Annotated in this window: 18 protein-coding genes and 1 riboswitch; of the genes, 15 read left to right on the top strand and 3 right to left on the bottom strand. The window is 45.6% G+C overall.

Translation table 11 applies throughout. The annotated features are described in order from the left end of the window. Nucleotides 1–10: 10 nt before the first annotated feature. Complete coding sequence (locus NSS75_RS15420; RefSeq protein ID WP_081638352.1) at nt 11–259, bottom strand: hypothetical protein; 249 nt, start codon at nt 257–259, stop codon at nt 11–13. Nucleotides 260–342: 83 nt separating this feature from the next. On the opposite strand from NSS75_RS15420, the gene pheS reads away from it, so the two are divergent. Next, nucleotides 343–1,377, top strand: coding sequence for a phenylalanine--tRNA ligase subunit alpha (pheS, locus tag NSS75_RS15415; RefSeq protein ID WP_059335559.1), 1,035 nt, complete (start codon nt 343–345; stop codon nt 1,375–1,377). A 15-nt stretch (nt 1,378–1,392) separates the two neighbouring features. Then, nucleotides 1,393–3,807 (top strand): phenylalanine--tRNA ligase subunit beta, encoded by a 2,415-nt coding sequence (pheT, locus tag NSS75_RS15410; protein WP_339233702.1) that lies wholly within the window; start codon nt 1,393–1,395, stop codon nt 3,805–3,807. A 59-nt stretch (nt 3,808–3,866) separates the two neighbouring features. Here pheT and NSS75_RS15405 read toward each other — a convergent pair. Then, a protein-coding gene (locus tag NSS75_RS15405) for an IS3 family transposase (protein ID WP_213418079.1) occupies nt 3,867–5,017 on the bottom strand; the annotation gives its coding sequence in 2 pieces (ribosomal slippage) (nt 3,867–4,744 and nt 4,744–5,017; 1,152 coding nt in all). Between the two features lie 116 nt (nt 5,018–5,133). Continuing rightward, nucleotides 5,134–6,075: a ribonuclease HIII gene (gene rnhC / locus NSS75_RS15400; RefSeq protein ID WP_339233695.1), complete on the bottom strand. Its 942-nt coding sequence runs from the start codon at nt 6,073–6,075 to the stop codon at nt 5,134–5,136. A gap of 133 nt (nt 6,076–6,208) precedes the next feature. Here rnhC and zapA point away from each other — a divergent pair, with 133 nt between their 5' ends. From zapA to uvrC, 13 genes are all read left to right on the top strand, one after another. Next, nucleotides 6,209–6,466: a cell division protein ZapA gene (gene zapA, locus NSS75_RS15395; RefSeq protein ID WP_024122410.1), complete on the top strand. Its 258-nt coding sequence runs from the start codon at nt 6,209–6,211 to the stop codon at nt 6,464–6,466. Nucleotides 6,467–6,472: 6 nt separating this feature from the next. Then, nucleotides 6,473–7,006 (top strand): CvpA family protein, encoded by a 534-nt coding sequence (locus NSS75_RS15390; RefSeq protein WP_024122409.1) that lies wholly within the window; start codon nt 6,473–6,475, stop codon nt 7,004–7,006. A 72-nt stretch (nt 7,007–7,078) separates the two neighbouring features. Beyond that, on the top strand, nt 7,079–8,791 hold the full coding sequence (polX, locus tag NSS75_RS15385; protein WP_103671721.1) for a DNA polymerase/3'-5' exonuclease PolX: 1,713 nt from the start codon (nt 7,079–7,081) through the stop codon (nt 8,789–8,791). 20 nt (nt 8,792–8,811) lie between these two features. Beyond that, nucleotides 8,812–11,169 carry an endonuclease MutS2 gene (locus NSS75_RS15380; RefSeq protein ID WP_339233690.1) on the top strand — a complete coding sequence of 786 codons (2,358 nt, stop codon included), beginning with the start codon at nt 8,812–8,814 and terminating at the stop codon, nt 11,167–11,169. A 14-nt stretch (nt 11,170–11,183) separates the two neighbouring features. After that, on the top strand, nt 11,184–11,588 hold the full coding sequence (locus NSS75_RS15375; RefSeq protein ID WP_010335217.1) for a DUF350 domain-containing protein: 405 nt from the start codon (nt 11,184–11,186) through the stop codon (nt 11,586–11,588). 187 nt (nt 11,589–11,775) lie between these two features. Further along, nucleotides 11,776–13,458, top strand: coding sequence for an AMP-binding protein (locus NSS75_RS15370; protein WP_024122406.1), 1,683 nt, complete (start codon nt 11,776–11,778; stop codon nt 13,456–13,458). A gap of 117 nt (nt 13,459–13,575) precedes the next feature. Next, on the top strand, nt 13,576–14,160 hold the full coding sequence (fadR, locus tag NSS75_RS15365; RefSeq protein ID WP_014477593.1) for a fatty acid metabolism transcriptional regulator FadR: 585 nt from the start codon (nt 13,576–13,578) through the stop codon (nt 14,158–14,160). 14 nt (nt 14,161–14,174) lie between these two features. Further along, nucleotides 14,175–14,951, top strand: coding sequence for an enoyl-CoA hydratase (locus tag NSS75_RS15360; RefSeq protein WP_101861329.1), 777 nt, complete (start codon nt 14,175–14,177; stop codon nt 14,949–14,951). Nucleotides 14,952–14,965: 14 nt separating this feature from the next. Continuing rightward, the gene (gene etfB / locus NSS75_RS15355; RefSeq protein WP_024122404.1) at nt 14,966–15,739 is read left to right on the top strand and encodes an electron transfer flavoprotein subunit beta; all 774 of its coding nucleotides are present in this window, start codon (nt 14,966–14,968) and stop codon (nt 15,737–15,739) included. A 35-nt stretch (nt 15,740–15,774) separates the two neighbouring features. Beyond that, nucleotides 15,775–16,752: an electron transfer flavoprotein subunit alpha/FixB family protein gene (locus NSS75_RS15350; protein ID WP_024122403.1), complete on the top strand. Its 978-nt coding sequence runs from the start codon at nt 15,775–15,777 to the stop codon at nt 16,750–16,752. A gap of 205 nt (nt 16,753–16,957) precedes the next feature. Beyond that, complete coding sequence (locus NSS75_RS15345; protein WP_101861328.1) at nt 16,958–18,445, top strand: alpha-N-arabinofuranosidase; 1,488 nt, start codon at nt 16,958–16,960, stop codon at nt 18,443–18,445. Nucleotides 18,446–18,750: 305 nt separating this feature from the next. Next, the gene (trxA, locus tag NSS75_RS15340) at nt 18,751–19,065 is read left to right on the top strand and encodes a thioredoxin (protein ID WP_003222500.1); all 315 of its coding nucleotides are present in this window, start codon (nt 18,751–18,753) and stop codon (nt 19,063–19,065) included. A 135-nt stretch (nt 19,066–19,200) separates the two neighbouring features. Then, nucleotides 19,201–20,973, top strand: coding sequence for an excinuclease ABC subunit UvrC (gene uvrC / locus NSS75_RS15335; protein ID WP_024122401.1), 1,773 nt, complete (start codon nt 19,201–19,203; stop codon nt 20,971–20,973). A gap of 64 nt (nt 20,974–21,037) precedes the next feature. Then, nucleotides 21,038–21,217: riboswitch (Lysine riboswitch) on the top strand. Nucleotides 21,218–21,312: the final 95 nt, after the last annotated feature.

Here is a 21,312-nt window from a genome sequence, read left to right as displayed (position 1 = left end):
GAGTATTTCACTATAATAGAACATAATATTTGAAAAACCGTGACAGAGGATCTCGATTTCTGATCAACTGCCTTCCAGGGAGAAAATGCCGCAGACTGAGAGCATTTTTAAAGCAGCCGGAAATTGGTTTCACCTCTCGAGTTGTCACCGGGACCGCGCACCTTGCGCGTAAAGGTGAACCGGAATCTGATTCCGTTATGTCAATGAAGCTGACGACAGCATCAGTCTGTCTGAAATAAGGGTGGTACCGCGGCCACAACTCGTCCCTTGTCCTATAAGGGGCGGGTTTTTTTGTTTTCTAAAGACATATAACGGTTTGTTTACATAAAAGGAGGATGCAAAATGGAAGAAAAGCTAAAACAGCTGGAACAAGAAGCTTTAGATCAAGTAGAAGCGGCAAGCTCATTGAAGGTTGTCAATGATATTCGGGTTCAATATCTCGGAAAAAAAGGGCCGATCACAGAAGTGCTGCGCGGAATGGGCAAGCTTTCTGCGGAGGAGCGTCCGAAAATGGGCGCTCTTGCCAATGAGGTAAGAGAACGAATCGCCAATGCGATTGCAGCTAAAAACGAAAAGCTTGAGGAAGAAGAAATGAAACAGAAGCTTGCGGGACAGACAATTGACGTCACACTCCCGGGTAATCCTGTCGCAATCGGCGGACGCCATCCGCTCACTGTTGTCATTGAAGAAATTGAAGATCTATTTATCGGCATGGGCTATACCGTTGAAGAAGGCCCTGAGGTCGAGACGGACTACTACAACTTCGAAGCGCTCAACCTGCCGAAAGAACACCCTGCCCGCGATATGCAGGACAGCTTTTACATCACAGAGGAAATGCTGATGAGAACGCAAACCTCTCCTGTTCAGACGCGGACGATGGAAAAGCACAAAGGCAAAGGGCCTGTTAAAATCATTTGTCCCGGAAAAGTATACCGCCGCGATAATGATGACGCGACGCACTCTCACCAATTTATGCAGATTGAAGGGCTTGTTGTTGATAAAAACATCAGCATGAGTGATTTAAAAGGAACCCTTGAACTGGTTGCGAAAAAAATGTTCGGGCAAGACCGTGAAATCAGACTTCGCCCAAGCTTCTTCCCGTTTACCGAGCCTTCAGTGGAAGTAGACGTAACGTGCTTTAAGTGCGGAGGAAACGGCTGCTCTGTATGTAAAGGAACAGGCTGGATTGAAATCCTCGGCGCCGGCATGGTTCACCCGAATGTGCTGGAAATGGCCGGTTTTGATCCGAAGGAATATCAGGGCTTTGCGTTCGGAATGGGTGTTGAGCGCATCGCGATGCTGAAATACGGTATCGATGATATCCGCCACTTCTATACAAACGATGTCAGATTTATTTCGCAGTTTAAACAGGCGTAAGAGGAGGATGCTAGAATGTTTGTTTCTTATAAATGGTTAGAGGATTATGTTGATTTAAAAGGCATGGATCCGGCTGTTCTTGCTGAGAAAATAACAAGAGCCGGTATTGAAGTTGAAGGAATTGAGTATAAAGGAGAAGGCATTAAAGGCGTTGTCATCGGCCATGTGCTGGAGCGCGAACAGCATCCAAACGCCGATAAGCTGAATAAGTGCCTTGTAGATATCGGAGCTGAGGCACCCGTCCAAATCATTTGCGGCGCGCCAAACGTGGATAAAGGGCAAAAAGTTGCAGTCGCTACAGTCGGAGCGGTGCTGCCGGGCAATTTCAAAATCAAAAAAGCCAAGCTTCGCGGTGAAGAATCAAACGGCATGATTTGTTCTTTACAAGAGCTCGGTATTGAGAGCAAGCTTGTGGCGAAGGAATATGCGGAAGGCATTTTCGTTTTCCCAAATGATGTTGAAGCAGGAAGTGATGCGTTAGCTGCTTTACAGCTTGACGATGCTGTATTAGAGCTCGGTTTAACACCGAACCGCGCCGATGCGATGAACATGCTTGGTGTTGCTTATGAGGTTGCAGCGATTTTAGACACAGAGGTAAAGCTTCCGCAAACGGATTACCCAGTCGCTTCAGAACAAGCGTCAGACTACATTTCTGTCAAAGTTGAAGACCAGGAAGCAAATCCGCTGTATGCAGCAAAAATCATTAAAAACGTAAAAATTGCTCCGTCACCGCTTTGGATGCAGACGAAACTGATGAATGCAGGCATTCGACCGCATAACAACGTCGTGGATATCACAAACTTTGTTTTATTGGAGTACGGACAGCCGCTTCACGCGTTTGATTATGACAGATTTGGCTCTAAGGAAGTCGTAGTCAGAAAAGCTGTTGAAAATGAAACAATCTTAACACTCGACGATCAGGAACGAAAACTGTCTGCTGATCACCTTGTCATTACAAACGGGTCGAAAGCACAAGCCGTTGCTGGTGTTATGGGAGGAGCAGAATCAGAAGTTCGGGAAGACACAACAACGATTTTGCTTGAAGCTGCGTTCTTCAACGGGCAGACGGTTCGCAAGGCTTCAAAAGATCTTGGTTTGAGAAGTGAATCGAGTGCAAGATTCGAAAAAGGCATTGATCCTGCGCGTGTTCGTCTTGCGGCAGAACGAGCGGCACAGCTGATCCACCTGTATGCCGGCGGTGAAGTGCTTGCCGGAACTGTTGAAGAAGACCATCTCACAATCGAAGCGAATAACGTTCATGTATCGGCTGACAAGGTGAACAGCGTTCTCGGCATGACGATCAGCAAAGAAGAACTGATCAGCATTTATAAGCGTCTTGGCTTTACTGTCGGAGAAGCAAATGACTTACTCGTTGTGACTGTTCCGTCACGCCGCGGTGACATTCGCATCGAAGAGGATTTGATTGAAGAAGCAGCAAGATTGTACGGCTACGACAACATTCCGTCCACACTTCCTGAAACAGCGGGAACAACAGGCGGATTGACGCCTTACCAGGCAAAACGCCGTAAAGTCAGACGTTTCCTTGAAGGAGCCTGCTTGTCACAAGCGATTACCTACTCATTAACAAACGAGAAAAAAGCGGCGGCATTTGCGATTGAAAAATCATTTAACACTGTCCTTGCGCTTCCGATGAGTGAAGAAAGAAGCATTCTCAGACACAGCCTTGTTCCGAATCTGCTTGAATCCGTTTCTTACAACCTGGCAAGACAAACTGATTCGGTTGCATTGTACGAAGTCGGTTCCGTTTTCCTGACGAAGGAAGAGGATACAAAACCTGTTGAAACGGAGCGCGTGGCAGGAGCGGTAACCGGTTTATGGCGCAAGCATCTGTGGCAGGGCGAGAAAAAACCGGTCGATTTCTTTGTCGCAAAAGGAATTGTTGAAGGGCTGTTAGATAAACTGAACGTCCTGGGCAGCATTGAATTTGTGCAATCAGAAAGAAAACAGCTGCACCCGGGCAGAACTGCGAACATTCTTTTAAACGGCTCTCTTATCGGCTTTATTGGCCAAGTCCATCCTTCACTGGAAAAAGAACTGGATATTAAAGAAACGTACGTGTTCGAACTTGATCTTCACACGCTGCTTACAGCAGACACGGCGCCGCTCGTGTACACGGCGATTCCGAAATATCCGTCTGTGACACGTGATATCGCGCTGGTGACGGATAAATCAGTGACAAGCGGCCAGCTCGAGAGCGTCATCAAAGAGGCGGGCGGCAAGTTTCTGAAAGAAGTAACCGTCTTTGACGTCTACGAAGGAGAGCATATGGAGGAAGGCAAAAAGTCAGTCGCTTTCTCACTCCAATATGTAAATCCGGAGCAAACGCTGACTGAAGAAGAAGTGACAAAAGCGCACGACAAAGTCCTGAAAGCGTTGGAAAACACTTATCAGGCCGTATTGAGAGGCTAATAAAAAAGCTTGCAGATAGGGACTGACCCCCGTTTTTGAGACAGGGATCAAAACACCTTTTATACAGCCAATTGCCGATAGCTTATCGGTGATTGGCTGTTTAGTTTCGTTTGAATACGAATGTTGTTATAATAATAAATGTATTCTTTGACAGTGCGTTCTACGATGGCGGTCGTGGTTCGATTAATGCTGTTAAGATAGAACGTTTCAGACTTTAGTGAGGAATGAAACGATTCGATGGAGGCATTATCAGCGGGCGTCCCTTTGCGGGACATGCTCATGGTAATGCCTTTTGTTTTAACAGCTTTCTGATACTCATAAGATGTATACACAGATCCTTGGTCACTATGTAACACGCAGTTCTGAGGCAGTGTTGGCAGCTGATCAAGTGTGTTTAAGACAAAGTCTGTGTCCTGCTTATCTCCAATCGTGAAAGCAATTACTTCTCCATTGTATACATCCAATATACTGGAAAGGTACAATTGTTTCTGTCCATAAGGCAAATATGTGATATCCGTTACTAGTTTTTCAAGAGGATGATCGGACTGAAAGTTCCGATCTAATATATTATCAACCACGGCATATGGCTGCCCATTCTTCTTGCGCTTTTTCACCTTAACCCGGCACTGCCACTGATTTTTCTGCATGATACGCTGAACCGTTTTATGGTTAATACGCATTTCCTTTTTTAATATAGCTGTAATTTTTCGATATCCATATCGATACTTGTGCTCTCGGCACAACGTGCCGATTTGTTTTTCCAAATGGCACTTGGGATGATCTTTCATCAGGTTCTTCTTCCAACGATAATAAGACGCTCGTGAGATACCTAAATGAACACAGATATTCTGTACGGTCATTGTGCCGTGCAATCCTTCTACAAGTTCGACTGACGTTTGGCTATCAACTTCCTTTCCAATTCGTTGTACTTTTTTAAAACTTCATTTTGTTGTCTCAGATAACGGTTCTCTGCCTGCAGTTTCTCTAATTCGGAAGAATACTCCGGACCTTTTCCGTAAGTGTATTGCTTACCAACAGGCTGTTCAAATCGATGTGTATCCCCAGCCTTATGCCATCTAGCCCATGTCTGAACCTGCGTCTTATTCTTGATATTCAATTCCTGCATGATCTCTTTCATAGGCACGCCTGCCAATCTCATTTCTACAGCCTTCTGTTTGACTTCAATTGGATAACTCACTCTTGTTCCCATACAAAAAACACCTCCAAGTCTTATTTCGGATAACAACGATCCGTTTTCAAACTTGAAGGTGTTTTTTATTTGTCTCATCTTATGGGGTCAGTCCCATATTCTCTGCAAGCTTTTTTCTATGAACGTTTTTTATCCGCCAGGCGCTGCGCTTTCTGCGTATTGGCAAAATGGAGTTTTGTAAAGGTTCGGAGAGCGGATAACCCTTTTTTGAGAATCAGTTTGGCGGCCGCTTCATCTACATGAGGGCCGGCCCCTTTCGGCAGTGTCATTCCCGCCTCGCGCGAAAGCTTATCCATTTCCATTAAAAAGGAATATCTCGCAATAATCGATGCAGCAGCCACTGACAGGTGAATGCCTTCGGCTTTTGTGCTGAAATAGGTGCGCTCCTGTACAATGTCTCTTCCCTTTAAATGGTTGTAGTAGACGCCGGGCTCGGCGAATTGGTCGATCAGAATCGCCTCAGGTTTTACTCCGTCCATTTTTCGCAAAAGATGGGTTATGGCCTGATTATGCAAGAGAGCTTTCATTTTTCCCTGACTCATGCCTCGTTCCTGCATGCTGTTGTACTTTTCGTTTTTTAAAACGAGCAGGCTGTACGGAATGGTTTTGATCAGGCTTCGGGCGATCTCAATGATTTGCGGGTCCTTTAGGTGTTTAGAATCCTTCACACCGAGTTCCTTCATTAAAGAAAGCTTTGTTTTGTCAACGTATGCGCAGACAACCGTCATTGGGCCAAAGTAATCTCCGGTTCCAACCTCATCAGAGCCGATGACAGACATGCCTGCGATGTCTGTTGGAGGGGCGTAGCGTGAATCAGCCGGCTTTTTTGCCGTTTTTTTCTTTTCCTGCGGCTCAGCAGTTCCCCAGCGGGCAGATTCTGCCTCTGCGTTTTTGCCCTGAAACAATACCTTCCCTGACTTATAAGCTGTAATGGTACAGCCTGCCGGTTTTGCCTGGAAAATGGCACCCTGCGGCACAGATGTAGTAAGTGAACTGTTATACGCTGTTTTCATTTGGTCAATAGCAGACATTGGTACTTTTATCACAGAATGGGACACGTAATAATCTCCTTTTTTTACACGATTCACTGTATCTACCAGTGTATCATAACAGCGGGAGGCTCGTCTTTCCATTCATTTAATAAACGTGTTATGATAGGAAATAGGATTCTCACGGAATGGAGGAGAAACGTTGTCTGACGGCAAAAAAACGAAAACAACCGTTGACATTTACGGCCAGCACTTCACTATGATCGGTGAAGAAAGCAGAGCCCATATGAGATATGTGGCCGGAATTGTTGATGATAAAATGAGAGAAATTAATCAAAAAAATCCATATCTTGATATAAATAAACTTGCAGTGCTGACAGCGGTAAATGTGGTGCATGACTATGTGAAATTAAAAGAGCAATATGAAAAACTGGAGCGTCAGCTTAAAGAAAAGGATTGAACAACTATGCTAGATATCATCATCTTAATCTTGCTCCTGATGGGGACTTTACTGGGATTAAAACGCGGTTTTATCCTCCAGTTTATCCGCTTGACGAGCTTTATTCTTTCGATCGCGTTTGCGTCTTTATTCTATAAAAATGTCGCACCGCATTTGAAGTGGATTCCCGCGCCCGATTTTTCAGCGGGACAGCCGGCGTTTTCTTTTTTCTCGGGAAATTTGGAAGCAGCCTACTATAATGCGATTGCGTTTGTCGTTCTATTTATTATCGCTAAAATCTTACTGAGAATCATCGGCTCATTCCTAAGTATTGTAGCGGGCATTCCTGTGATTAAACAAATCAACCAAATGCTCGGTGCCGTTCTGGGTTTTCTGGAAGTCTATTTATTTACATTTGTGCTGCTGTATGTTGCTTCCGTACTTCCGATAGACGGCTTACAGCAAATGATGGGGCAATCGTCTCTCGCAAATGTCATGATCAACCATACACCGTATTTGTCAGGGCTTTTACAGGAGCTTTGGACGCAATACGGAGGATAAAAAACTTCTCTTGTCCGGAGAAGTTTTTTTCAAGTATGATGGAAACATATGTGAACGTCTGGGGGTTATTCTATGCATAAAAAAGATATTATCCGGCTGCTGGAAACCATTGCAGTCTACATGGAACTGAAAGGGGACAACCCGTTTAAAGTTTCCGCATTCCGAAAAGCAGCGGCAGCCCTGGAACAGGACGACCGCAGTTTATCAGAAATGGACGACATGATGTCGCTGTCCGGTATCGGGAAAGGCACGTACAGCGTCATAAAAGAATATATAGATGAAGGAAAGTCAAGTACGCTTGAATCTCTGCAGCAGGAGGTGCCGGAAGGGCTGGTGCCTTTATTGAAGCTGCCGGGGCTCGGCGGCAAAAAAATCGCAAAGCTGTATAAAGAGCTCGGCGTACATGATGCAGAATCATTGAAGGAAGCCTGCGAACAGCAGAAAGTCCAAGGGCTTGCGGGATTCGGCAAGAAATCAGAAGAAAAAATATTGCAGGCGCTCGGGGAAGCCGGAAAACAGCCTGAACGTTTTCCGATTGGCTATGCGCTCCGGGTCGCGCGGGAAATTGAAGAGCATCTTTCTCGATTGACAGATATCATCAAATATTCCCGTGCCGGAAGTCTCCGAAGAGCACGCGAAACCGTCAAAGATCTGGATTATATTATTGCGACGGATCATCCCGCTGAAGTAAGAGAGCAGCTGCTTGCGCTGCCAAACATCAAAAGCGTCATTGCCAGCGGAGACACGAAGGTATCCGTCATTCTTTCCTTTGAATATGAAACCAGTGTCGATTTCCGTCTCGTGACGGAAGAACAATTCCCGACAACTCTTCATCATTTTACGGGATCGAAGGACCACAATATCAAAATGCGTCAAATAGCAAAAGAACGCGGCGAACGGATCAGTGAGTACGGTGTCGAGACGGTTGAAACAGGAGAAATCAAAACCTTCCCGAGCGAACGGGAATTTTACGCACACTTCGGCTTGCCCCTGATTCCGCCGGAACTCCGTGAAAGCGGACAAGAGGTGGAAACCTACAATGACAGCATTGAACTCATTGAGCACGAGCAAATCAAAGGCGATCTCCACATGCACTCCACATGGAGCGATGGTGCCTTTTCGATCAGGGAAATGGCTGAAGCATGCATGAAAAAAGGCTATCAGTACATGGCCATCACTGATCACTCCCAATATTTAAAGGTCGCCAACGGGCTGACTGCTGAAAGGCTCAAGCAGCAGGCGAAAGAAATTGACGCGCTGAATGCTGAGTTTGAGAACTTCCGTATTTTTAAAGGCGTTGAGATGGATATTCTTCCTGACGGCACACTTGATTATGATGACGATGTGCTGGCGGAAATGGATCTTGTCATTGCATCCATCCATTCAAGCTTTAATCAGCCGGAGCACGTCATTATGAAGCGGCTTGAGACGGCACTGACCAACAAGCATGTCGACATTATCGCACATCCGACCGGACGCCTCATCGGCAGACGTGCCGGTTACGAAATCGATATCGACAAACTGATTGAGCTCGCGAAGAAAACAAATACGGCGCTTGAACTCAACTCTAACCCTGCGCGTCTTGACCTGCGGACAGAGCATTTAATCAAAGCAAATGAACAAGGGGTTACATTGGTCATTAATACCGATGCCCATAACATCGAGATGTTAAACGATATGAAAACCGGCGTCACTGCCGCGCGCAAAGGCTGGACGGAAACGAAAAACGTCCTGAATGCCCGGTCGCTTGAAGACGTACAGGCATTCCTGAAGCGCAACGATTAAGTAAGGAGGCTCACACAACCGTGCAGCAAAAAGTATTATCATCTCTTGAATTCCATAAAGTGAAAGAACAGGTAATCGAGCACGCCGCTTCATCGCTCGGAAAAGAAATGCTTCTCCAGCTAAAGCCTTCTGCTTCGATTAATGACATCAAAAAACAGCTGGAAGAGGTAGATGAAGCCTCTGCGATCATCCGGCTGCGAGGCCAGGCACCGTTTGGCGGCCTTACCGATATCAGAGGGGCATTAAGACGGGCGGAAATCGGCAGCGTTCTCAGTCCCTCGGAATTCACTGAAATATCAGGACTGCTTTACGCAGTCAAACAAATGAAACACTTTCTCGGACAAATGGCTGAAGACGGAGTCGACATTCCGCTGATGCAGCAATATACTGAACAGCTCATTACACTGCCCGATTTAGAACGAGAAATTAATTCCTGCATAGATGATCACGGCGAAGTGCTTGATCACGCGTCAGAAACGTTAAGAGGAATCCGCACGCAGCTCAGAACGCTCGAATCGAGAATCAGAGACCGGTTAGAGTCCATTCTGCGTTCCTCCTCTGCTTCGAAAATGCTGTCTGATACGATTGTTACAATCCGAAATGACCGCTTTGTTATCCCGGTCAAACAAGAGTACAGATCAAGCTACGGAGGCATTGTGCATGACACCTCTTCTTCTGGCGCGACTCTGTTCATTGAACCGCAGGCGATTGTAGATATGAACAACTCGCTTCAGCAGGCGAAAGTGAAAGAAAAGCAAGAAATTGAACGGATTTTACGCGTGCTGACAGAGCATACGGCGGAGCACACAGAGGAGCTTTTTCAAGATTTGCAAGTCCTGCAGACGCTTGACTTCATTTTTGCAAAAGCGAAATACGCAAAAGCGGTCAAAGCTACAAAACCGACCATGAATGACAGCGGATTTGTCCGTCTGAAAAAAGCGCGCCATCCATTGCTTCCGCCTGATCAGGTGGTCGCCAATGACATCGAGCTGGGCGGCGATTTTTCAACCATCGTGATTACAGGACCGAATACCGGGGGGAAAACAGTTACTTTAAAAACACTGGGGCTGTTGACCTTAATGGCGCAATCGGGTCTTCATATTCCGGCAGATGAAGGATCGGAAGCCGCTGTATTTGAGCATGTGTTCGCTGATATCGGCGATGAACAGTCGATCGAGCAAAGCTTAAGTACATTTTCTTCCCATATGGTGAACATTGTCGGCATTTTAAAACAAGTCAACGAAAACAGCCTTGTGCTCTTTGATGAACTGGGCGCGGGTACAGACCCGCAAGAAGGCGCGGCACTCGCCATGAGCATCTTGGATGAAGTCCACCGCACCAATGCCAGAGTATTAGCGACGACGCATTATCCTGAGTTAAAGGCGTATGGCTATAACAGAGAAGGCGTCATGAACGCCAGTGTCGAATTTGACATTGAGACCCTTTCACCAACCTATAAGCTCTTAATCGGTGTGCCGGGCCGAAGCAACGCCTTTGAAATTTCTAAACGGCTCGGGCTTCCGGACCATATTATCGGGCAGGCGAAATCAGAAATGACGGCCGAGCATAATGAGGTCGATACGATGATTGCGTCTCTTGAACGAAGCAAAAAACGGGCGGAAGAAGAGCTTTCTGAAACAGAGGCGTTCAGAAAAGAAGCCGAAAAGCTGCATAAAGAGCTGCAGCAGCAAATCATCGAACTCAACAGTAAAAAAGACAAATTGATGGAAGAGGCCGAACAGCAGGCGGCTGAAAAAGTTAAAGCGGCCACAAAAGAAGCTGAAGACATCATTCACGAATTACGCTCGATTAAAAAAGAACACAAGTCCTTCAAGGATCACGAGCTGATTAACGCGAAGAAACGGTTAGAAGGCGCTATGCCGACCTTTGAAAAGTCCAAAAAACCGGAAAAACCGAAAACGCAAAAACGCGTCTTGAAGCCGGGGGATGAAGTAAAAGTCCTTACTTTCGGGCAGAAAGGAACATTGCTTGAAAAAACCGGCGGCAATGAATGGAATGTTCAAATCGGCATTTTAAAAATGAAAGTGAAAGAAAAAGACCTTGAATTTATCAAATCGGCTCCGGAACCAAAAAAAGAAAAACTCATTACGGCGGTTAAGGGCAAAGATTACCACGTATCGCTTGAACTTGATCTTCGCGGCGAGCGCTATGAAAATGCCCTCAGCCGTGTTGAAAAATACTTGGATGACGCGGTGTTAGCGGGATATCCAAGAGTGTCCATTATCCACGGCAAAGGTACCGGCGCTTTAAGAAAAGGCGTGCAGGATCTCCTGAAAAATCACCGCAGCGTTAAAAACTCCCGTTTCGGTGAAGCTGGTGAGGGAGGATCAGGCGTTACAATTGTTGAACTAAAATAAAAGGGAGTATGGCCATGAGTGATTTTTGGGAAAACGAGCTTGTGGAAATCGCGGCGTATTACAGTGTCGCGGTTCTCTGCCTCGTCCTCTTTTTGACTGTGTTTGAGCTGGTGACAGCTTATAAAAACTGGGAAGAGATTCAAAATGGAAATCTCGCTGTGGCAATGGCAACAGGCGGGAAAATTTTAGGGATAGCAAATGTGTTCCAGCACTCCATCTCTCAGCACAATTCTCTGCTGCAAATGATCGGCTGGGGTGTGTACGGATTTGTTATGCTTTTGATCAGCTACTTCATTTTTGAGTTTTTGACACCGCGGTTTAAAATTGATCAAGAAATTGAAAATGATAACCGGGCTGTCGGCTTTATTTCATTTGTCATTTCTGTCGGGCTCTCATTTGTTGTGGCAGCCGGAATATAAGGGGACGGAGAATAGATGGAAAAGCTTGCAAAAATACTGCTCGCCGCGGCGGGAATCTTTTTGTTGATTGGTTTTATTTATCTGTTCGTATGATGAGAAAAAGAAAGATTTTCCTTTCTTTTTCTTTTTTTTGCCGTCCATCTGCTATAATAATAGGGTGAACTCTAAAATCGAAAGGGGAGGTTTTATGCAGTCTCAAAAGCCGTGGCTTGCTGAGTATCCCGACGAAATCCCGCATGAGCTTCCGTTGCCGAACCAAACCCTGCAATCCATCCTGACAGACTCCGCCGCAAGATTCCCTGACAATACAGCCGTATCTTTTTTCGGAAAGAAACTCACCTTTCATGACATTTTGACAGATGCTCTTAAACTCGCAGCTTTTCTGCAGCAACATGGCCTGCAAAAAGGAGACAGAGTGGCTGTCATGCTGCCCAACTGTCCGCAATCCATCATTTCCTATTATGGGGTGCTGTTTGCCGGCGGTATCGTGGTGCAGACAAACCCGCTCTACACCGAGCATGAGCTCGAATATCAGCTGAGAGACGCAGAGGCCAGTGTGATCATCACCTTGGATTTGCTTTTCCCGAAGGCAATAAAAATGAAAACGTTATCAATCGTGGATCAGATATTGGTAACGAGTATAAAAGACTATTTGCCATTTCCAAAAAATATTCTCTATCCGCTTACGCAAAAACAAAAAGTGCACATTGATTATGATGAAAACGACAATATTCATACCTTTGTTTCAAGCATGAAGCGGGAAAAAACAGAGCTGATCACAATTCCGGACATTGACCCTGAACATGATATTGCCGTTCTGCAATACACTGGGGGTACGACGGGAGCGCCCAAAGGAGTCATGCTCACGCACAGAAATATTTTAGCCAATACCGAAATGTGTGCGGCTTGGATGTACAACGTAAAGGAAGGCGATGAAAAAGTGCTTGGCATTGTCCCATTTTTTCACGTCTATGGGCTGACGGCAGTGATGAATTATACGATTAAACTAGGATTTGAAATGATCCTGCTTCCCAAGTTCGATCCGCTGCAAACGCTCAAAATCATCGATAAACAAAAACCGACACTGTTTCCCGGCGCGCCGACGATTTACATTGGCCTCTTGCATCATCCCCAATTACAGCAATACGATCTGTCATCCATTAAAAGCTGCCTCAGCGGATCAGCCGCTCTCCCTGTCGAGGTGAAGCAGCAATTTGAAAAGCTGACTGGCGGAAAGCTTGTGGAGGGATATGGTTTATCCGAGGCATCTCCGGTGACACACGCTAATTTTATCTGGGGAAAAAACAAACCCGGCAGTATCGGCTGTCCCTGGCCTAATACAGACGCAGCCATTTACTCTGAAGAGACTGGCCAATTTGCCGCTCCGTATGAGCATGGTGAGATTGTCGTAAAAGGCCCGCAGGTCATGAAGGGGTACTGGAACAAGCCGGAGGAAACGGCTGCTGTCTTAAGGGACGGGTGGCTTTTTACCGGAGACATGGGCTATATGGATGAAGATGGATTTTTCTATATTGCCGACCGGAAGAAGGACATCATTATCGCAGGCGGCTATAATATTTACCCGCGGGAAGTTGAAGAAGCGCTGTACGAACATGAAGCGATTCAGGAAATTGTCGTTGCAGGCGTGCCTGATTCGTACAGAGGGGAAACGGTAAAAGCGTTTGTCGTGTTAAAGAAAGGCGCACAAGCCGACGCAGCAGAACTGGACGCTTTCGCCAGAGCCCGTCTCGCACCCTATAAAGTGCCGAAAGCCTATGAATTCAGAAAAGAGCTTCCGAAAACAGCGGTTGGGAAAATTTTAAGAAGGCGTTTACTTGAAGAAGAAACCGAAAATCATCATATCAAGTAACAAATAGAGCCAGAAAAAGAGAACATTTATGAATAAACTTGACAAACCGGAAAATCCTTCTTATCATAAAATTATGAATGAATAGTCATTCATTTCTATAGGAAGGAACGATGAAAATTGAAGCAAAAACGGCCAAAGTATATGCAGATTATTGATGCAGCAGTTGAAGTCATTGCGGAAAACGGCTACCACCAGTCACAGGTATCTAAAATCGCCAAACAAGCCGGAGTAGCGGACGGCACCATCTATCTTTATTTTAAAAATAAAGAAGACATTTTAATTTCTCTGTTTAAAGAAAAAATGGGCCAATTCATTGAGCGGATGGAAGAGGACATAAAAGAAAAGGCAACAGCAAAAGAGAAATTGGCGCTCGTGATTTCAAAACATTTCTCACTTTTGGCGGGCGACCATAACCTCGCCATTGTCACTCAGCTTGAGCTCCGCCAATCCAATTTGGAGCTGCGGCAGAAAATTAATGAAATATTAAAAGGCTACTTAAATATTTTAGACGGCATTCTGACGGAAGGAATACAATCAGGTGAGTTAAAAGAAGGCCTCGATGTCCGCCTCGCCCGGCAAATGATTTTTGGAACGATTGACGAAACCGTGACGACCTGGGTGATGAATGATCAAAAGTATGATCTGGCTGCTTTGTCAGACAGTGTTTTAGAATTACTGGTATCCGGAATTCACAATAAGTAAAGGAGTTCTGTCCTATGAATGCAATATCACTCGCAGTTGATCAATTTGTTGCAGTTATGACGATTCACAATCCGCCGGCAAACGCGCTTTCCAGCCGGATATTAGAAGAGCTGTCCTCTTGTCTTGATCAGTGTGAGACAGATGCCGGCGTGCGGTGCATTATTATTCACGGCGAGGGTAGGTTTTTCTCCGCCGGCGCTGATATCAAAGAATTTACATCACTGAGAAACAGTGAGGATTCCTCAATGCTGGCTGAACGCGGCCAGCAGCTGATGGAGAGAATGGAGAGCTTTCCAAAACCGATTATCGCAGCGATTCACGGAGCTGCCCTCGGCGGCGGGCTGGAGCTTGCAATGGCCTGCCATATCAGAATTGCGGCAGAAGATGCCAAACTGGGGCTTCCTGAGCTTAACCTCGGTATTATTCCCGGTTTTGCAGGTACACAGCGGCTCCCGCGATACGTTGGTACAGCAAAAGCATTGGAGCTCATTGGATCAGGAGAACCGATATCGGGAAAAGAAGCGCTTGACCTCGGACTTGTGACAATTGGAGCAAAAGATGAAGCAGAAGTGCTTGAAAAAGCGAAAACGCTTGCCGCCAAATTTGCAGAAAAAAGCCCGCAAACGATGGCGTCTCTGCTTGAGCTTCTCTATACAAATAAGGTGTATTCCTATGAAGGCAGCTTAAAGCTTGAAGCAAAGCGTTTTGGAGAAGCGTTTGAGTCGGAGGACGCCAAGGAAGGCATTCAGGCATTTCTCGAAAAAAGAAAGCCTCAGTTCAAAGGCGAATAAAAGGGGATATGATCATGAATCTATTTGTACTGATGAAACGGACGTTTGACACAGAAGAAAAAATCGTCATTGACGCAGGAAAGATTCAGGATGACGGGGCTGAATGGATTATCAATCCGTACGATGAGTACGCGATTGAAGAAGCCATTCAGCTGAAGGAAAAACACGGCGGCACCATCACCGTTGTTACTGTCGGCGGCGAAGAAGCGGAAAAGGAGCTGCGTACAGCGCTTGCCATGGGATGTGACCAAGCCGTTTTAATCAACATAGAAGATGATCTCGAAGAACCCGACCAGTATTCCATTTCTCAAGTTTTATACCACTATATGAAGGATCAGGAGTTTGACCTTATTCTCGGAGGAAATGTCGCGATCGATGGAGGCTCAGGACAAGTGGCGCCTCGCCTGGCAGAGCTTTTGGACATTCCGTGCATCACGACGATCACCAAACTTGACATCAATGGAAGTGACGCAGAAGCGGAAAGGGACGTTGAAGGGGATGTTGAAAAAATCAAAACGACTCTTCCTTTGCTGGTCACAGCTCAGCAAGGCTTAAATGAACCGCGCTACCCATCGCTTCCGGGGATCATGAAAGCCAAGAAAAAACCGCTTGAAGAGCTTGAGCTGGATGATCTGGACTTGGATGAAGAAGATGCTGAACCAAAAATGAAAACAATTGAACGTTTTCTGCCGCCGAAAAAAGAAGCCGGAAAGCTTCTGCAGGGTGAGCCTGCCGAACAGGCAAAAGAGCTCGTATCATTGCTCCGCAGCGAGGCGAAAGTCATTTAGCGCTTGCACATTCAAAGAAACAGGGGGATGTTAGGATGGGAAAAAAAGTGATCGTACTCGGAGAAATTCGTGACGGAGAACTGCGAAATGTCACCTTTGAAGCGATCTCCGCTGGAAGAACCATTTCAGGTGATGGAGAAGTGATCGGTGTTCTTATAGGAGAAAACGTATCACAGCATGCAGAGGAGCTTATCCACTACGGTGCAGACAAAGTTCTCACAGCTGAGGACCCAAAGCTCAAGGCATATACGGCAGACGGATACAGCCAAGTGATGCGAACCATTATTGAAAAGGAGAAACCTGATGCGGTCGTATGCGGACACACTGCAATGGGGAAGGATCTGTCGCCGAAGCTTGCAGCCCGGCTCCAAACGGGATTGATTTCTGACGCTACAGATGTAAGCGTTACCGGAGAGAACGTTGTTTTCACAAGACCGATTTACTCAGGGAAGGCATTTGAACGTGTCATTTCAACGGATCCGATGACGCTTGTGACGATTCGTCCAAACAACATTCAAGCGTTAGAAAAAGACGCCAGCCGGGCAGGCAGCATTGAAAGCATCGAAGTTTCCCTTACGGATCTCCGTACCGTCATACAAGAGATCGTCAAAAAAACAGCGGACGGCGTTGATCTCTCTGAAGCGAAAATCATTGTTGCGGGCGGCCGCGGTGTAAAAAGCAAGGAAGGCTTTCAGCCGCTGCAGGAGCTTGCCGAGGTGCTGGGCGCAGCAGTCGGCGCTTCACGCGGGGCGTGTGACGCTGATTATTGTGACTATGCTCTTCAAATCGGACAGACCGGAAAAGTTGTCACTCCTGATTTGTATATCGCCTGCGGAATTTCCGGTGCCATTCAGCATTTGGCGGGTATGTCCAACAGCAAGGTAATTGTCGCCATCAATAAAGATCCTGAAGCCGATATTTTTAAAATAGCTGATTACGGTATTGTAGGAGATTTATTTGAAGTGGTCCCATTACTGACTGAAGAATTCAAACAGCTGAATATTCACTCATAAAGGGAAGCCCCGGACTGCAAAAGTTCGGGGTTTTTGAATACATACGTACAAATATTTAGTAATAAAAAAAATCGTTGACATGTACGGACATATATAATAAGGTTACTTTAAAAGCGCTTACATTCATGCTGGCTCCTCAGGCAAAACACAGATCCTATATTTGACTGTGGTGCTTTTCATATTTGTATGAAAGGAATGATCAAGCATGTCTGAACATACAGCAGTAATTCAAACGGATATTGTAAAAGGAACGATCAACAAAAATATATACGGTCATTTTGCTGAGCATTTAGGAAGAGGGATTTATGAAGGGATTTGGGTCGGAACGGAATCAAGCATTCCTCATATAAATGGTATAAGAAAAGATGTGTTAGAAGCGCTGAAACAGCTGCGTATTCCTGTCCTCCGATGGCCGGGGGGCTGCTTTGCGGATGAATATCATTGGGCTAATGGTGTGGGTGACCGAAAGACGATGCTCAATACTCACTGGGGCGGCACAGTTGAATCGAATGAATTCGGGACACATGAATTTATGATGCTGTGCGAGCTGCTTGAGTGCGAACCTTACATTTGCGGCAATGTAGGAAGCGGAACAGTTCAGGAAATGGCGGAATGGATCGAATATATGACCTTTAAAGAAGGCACGCCAATGTCGGATTGGAGAAAACAAAACGGAAAAGAAGAGCCTTGGAAGCTGAAATACTTTGGGGTGGGCAATGAAAATTGGGGCTGCGGCGGCAACATGCATCCAGAGTACTATGCCGATCTATACCGCCGTTTTCAAACGTATGTCCGCAATTACAGCGGCAATGAAATTTATAAAATTGCCGGCGGTGCAAACGTCGATGATTTTAATTGGACGGACGTGCTCATGAAAAAAGCCGCTGGCCTGATGGATGGGCTAAGCCTTCATTACTACACGATTCCGGGAGATTTCTGGAAGGGCAAAGGATCGGCCACAGAATTTACAGAGGACGAATGGTTCATCACGATGAAAAAGGCCAAGTACATTGATGAATTGATTGAAAAACACGGCACAATTATGGACCGGTATGATCCGGAACAGCGGGTCGGACTGATTATTGACGAATGGGGCACATGGTTTGACCCTGAGCCAGGAACAAACCCAGGCTTTTTATATCAGCAAAACACGATTCGTGACGCGCTGGTCGCAGCTTCTCACTTTCACATTTTCCATCAGCATTGCCGCCGGGTGCAAATGACCAACATCGCACAGACGGTAAACGTGCTTCAAGCTATGATTCTGACTGAGGGAGAACGGATGCTATTAACGCCGACATACCATGTGTTTGATATGTTTAAGGTACATCAGGATGCCTCTCTTTTAGATACTGAAACAACGTCCGCTGACTATGAATGGAAGGGAGAAACGCTGCCTCAAATCAGTGTGTCAGCATCAAGAAATGCTGAGGGCGATATAAACGTCAGCATCTGTAACATTGATCATCAAAATAAAGCAGAGGTGGAGATCGAGCTGAGAGGTCTTGACAAGACTGTGGATCATTCCGGCGTTATCCTGACTGCTGAGAAGATGAACGCCCATAACACGTTTGATGATCCGGAGCACGTAAAACCTGAATCGTTCAGCCGTTATTCTGTAAATAAAAACAAATTGAAAGCAAAGCTGCCGCCAATGGCAGTTGTCTTACTCACATTACGGACTGATTCTTAACCAAAAAAAGGAGCGCCGATCCACTAGAGGACAGCGCTCTTTTTTGTTTTGAAACAGGTCCAAAAGGGCATGGTAAAGTATATGACGGTTATAGAAGGGATGTTGTCCTATGCTTCGTACAATTTTAATGATCATCGGCGCAATCGTGGTGATCGGAGCGATTATCAGATTCGTGTTTTAATGCCCCATTCTATGAGTAAACCGATTGTGATCAGGAAAAAATAATTTATAAGCATTTAAATAGCGTGAACGAATGGGAGATGCTATACTAAAAATCATCATTTCACAATTGGAGGAATTCAATAATGGCTATCGTAAAAGCAACTGATCAATCTTTCTCAGCTGAAACAAGCGAAGGCGTCGTACTGGCTGATTTCTGGGCCCCTTGGTGCGGACCTTGTAAAATGATTGCACCTGTTCTTGAAGAATTGGATCAAGAAATGGGCGACAAACTGAAAATCGTAAAAATCGATGTAGATGAGAACCAAGAAACAGCAGGCAAATACGGCGTTATGAGCATCCCGACACTTCTTGTTTTAAAAGATGGAGAAGTTGTTGAAACATCTGTAGGCTTCAAACCGAAAGAAGCGCTTCAAGAGCTTGTAAACAAACATCTTTAATGTTCGGCTGCTTACATGCCAGAGCGATTCCAATTGAGGGATCGCTTTTTTTATTCGCCAATCGTGAACCATGGAGAAAAACACCTGTTCGTGTTAAACTGGAAACAAAGGACTAACTATAAGGAAGGGTAACATATGAACAAACAACTGAAAGAAAAACTCGCCCTCCTTCCCGATCAGCCCGGGTGTTATTTAATGAAGGACCGTCAGCAGACAGTGATCTACGTAGGAAAAGCAAAAGTGCTGAAAAACAGAGTGCGCTCCTACTTTACCGGGTCTCATGACGCAAAAACACAGAGGCTTGTGACGGAAATCGAGGATTTTGAATACATCGTGACGTCCTCAAATCTTGAAGCGCTTATTTTAGAAATGAACTTGATCAAAAAGCATGATCCGAAATATAACGTCATGCTGAAAGACGATAAAACCTATCCTTTTATAAAACTCACCCATGAACGCCACCCAAGGCTGATTGTCACCCGCAATGTCAAAAAAGACAAAGGGCGCTATTTCGGACCGTATCCGAATGTTCAGGCCGCAAGGGAGACGAAAAAGCTGCTCGACCGTCTCTATCCTCTCAGAAAATGCTCAAAGCTCCCCGACAGAGTGTGTCTTTATTATCACCTCGGACAATGTCTTGCTCCGTGTGTAAAGGACATTTCTGAAGAGACAAACAGAGAGCTGGTTGAGAATATTACCCGTTTCTTAAAGGGCGGCTATAACGACGTTAAAAAAGAGCTTGAAGAGAAAATGCTTGAGGCGGCTGAGAACCTTGAATTTGAACGGGCAAAGGAGCTTCGTGACCAAATTGCCCATATCGAATCAACGATGGAAAAACAAAAAATGACGATGAACGACTTAGTCGACCGTGACGTATTCGCTTACGCTTATGATAAAGGCTGGATGTGCGTACAGGTCTTTTTTGTACGGCAAGGAAAGCTCATCGAACGTGACGTCAGCATGTTTCCGCTTTATCAGGAAGCAGATGAAGAGTTCCTTACCTTCATCGGGCAGTTTTATTCAAAAAACAACCATTTTCTGCCGAAGGAGATTTTAGTGCCGGACAGCGTCGATCAATCGATGATTGAGCAGCTGTTGGAAACAAACGTCCATCAGCCGAAAAAAGGGTCGAAGAAAGAATTGCTTATGCTGGCACATAAAAACGCAAAAATCGCGCTTAAAGAAAAATTCTCTTTAATCGAACGTGATGAGGAGCGTTCAATCGGTGCTGTGCAGAAACTCGGAGACGCCTTAAATATTTATACCCCGCACAGAATCGAAGCGTTCGATAACTCGAATATACAAGGGACAAACCCGGTTTCGGCGATGATTGTGTTCATCGACGGCAAACCATACAAAAAGGAATACCGCAAATACAAAATCAAAACTGTCACAGGGCCTGATGATTACGGCTCAATGAGAGAGGTTGTCAGACGAAGATATACAAGAGTGCTTCGCGAAAACCTCCCGCTCCCTGACCTGATCATTATAGACGGAGGGAAAGGCCAGATCAACGCGGCCCGTGACGTCATAGAAAACGAACTGGGCTTGGATATCCCGATTGCAGGCTTGGCGAAGGATGATAAACACAGAACCTCCAATTTATTAATCGGCGATCCGCTGGAGACGGTTTATCTTGAACGAAACAGCCAGGAATTTTACCTGCTTCAGCGCATTCAGGATGAGGTGCACCGGTTTGCGATCAGCTTCCACAGGCAAATCCGCGGGAAAAGCGCGTTCCAGTCTGTGCTAGACGATATACCCGGAATCGGAGAAAAAAGAAAGAAAATGCTGTTAAAGCATTTCGGTTCCGTCAAAAAAATGAAGGAAGCAAGCCTCGAGGACATCAAAAAAGCGGGTGTACCCGCAGCGGCGGCACAGCTGCTTTATGATAAATTGCAAAAATAATGTTGTCCTTTTGAAAAAGTTCTGATAAAATGTGAACTAATTTCATAATTAGATCGTGTAATATGGTGAAGATAGAGGTGCGAACTTCAAGAGTAAGCCTTTGGAGAAAGATGGATTCTGAGAAAAAGGCTGAAAGGGGAGCGTCGCCGAAGCAAATAAAACCCCATCGGTATTATTTGCTGGCCGTGCATTGAATAAATGTAAGGCTGTCAAGAAATCATTTTCTTGGAGGGCTATCTCGTTGTTCATAATCATCTTGATGATTAATTGATAAGCAATGAGAGCAATTCCTCTCATTGCTTTTTTTATTGTGGACAAAGCGCTCTTTCTTCTCACCCG

It is taken from the genome of Bacillus sp. FSL K6-1012, assembly GCF_037964915.1.
Classification (GTDB): domain Bacteria; phylum Bacillota; class Bacilli; order Bacillales; family Bacillaceae; genus Bacillus; species Bacillus halotolerans.
Note: the sequence above shows the minus strand (reverse complement) of the source record. Positions and strands in the feature narration are given on the sequence as shown.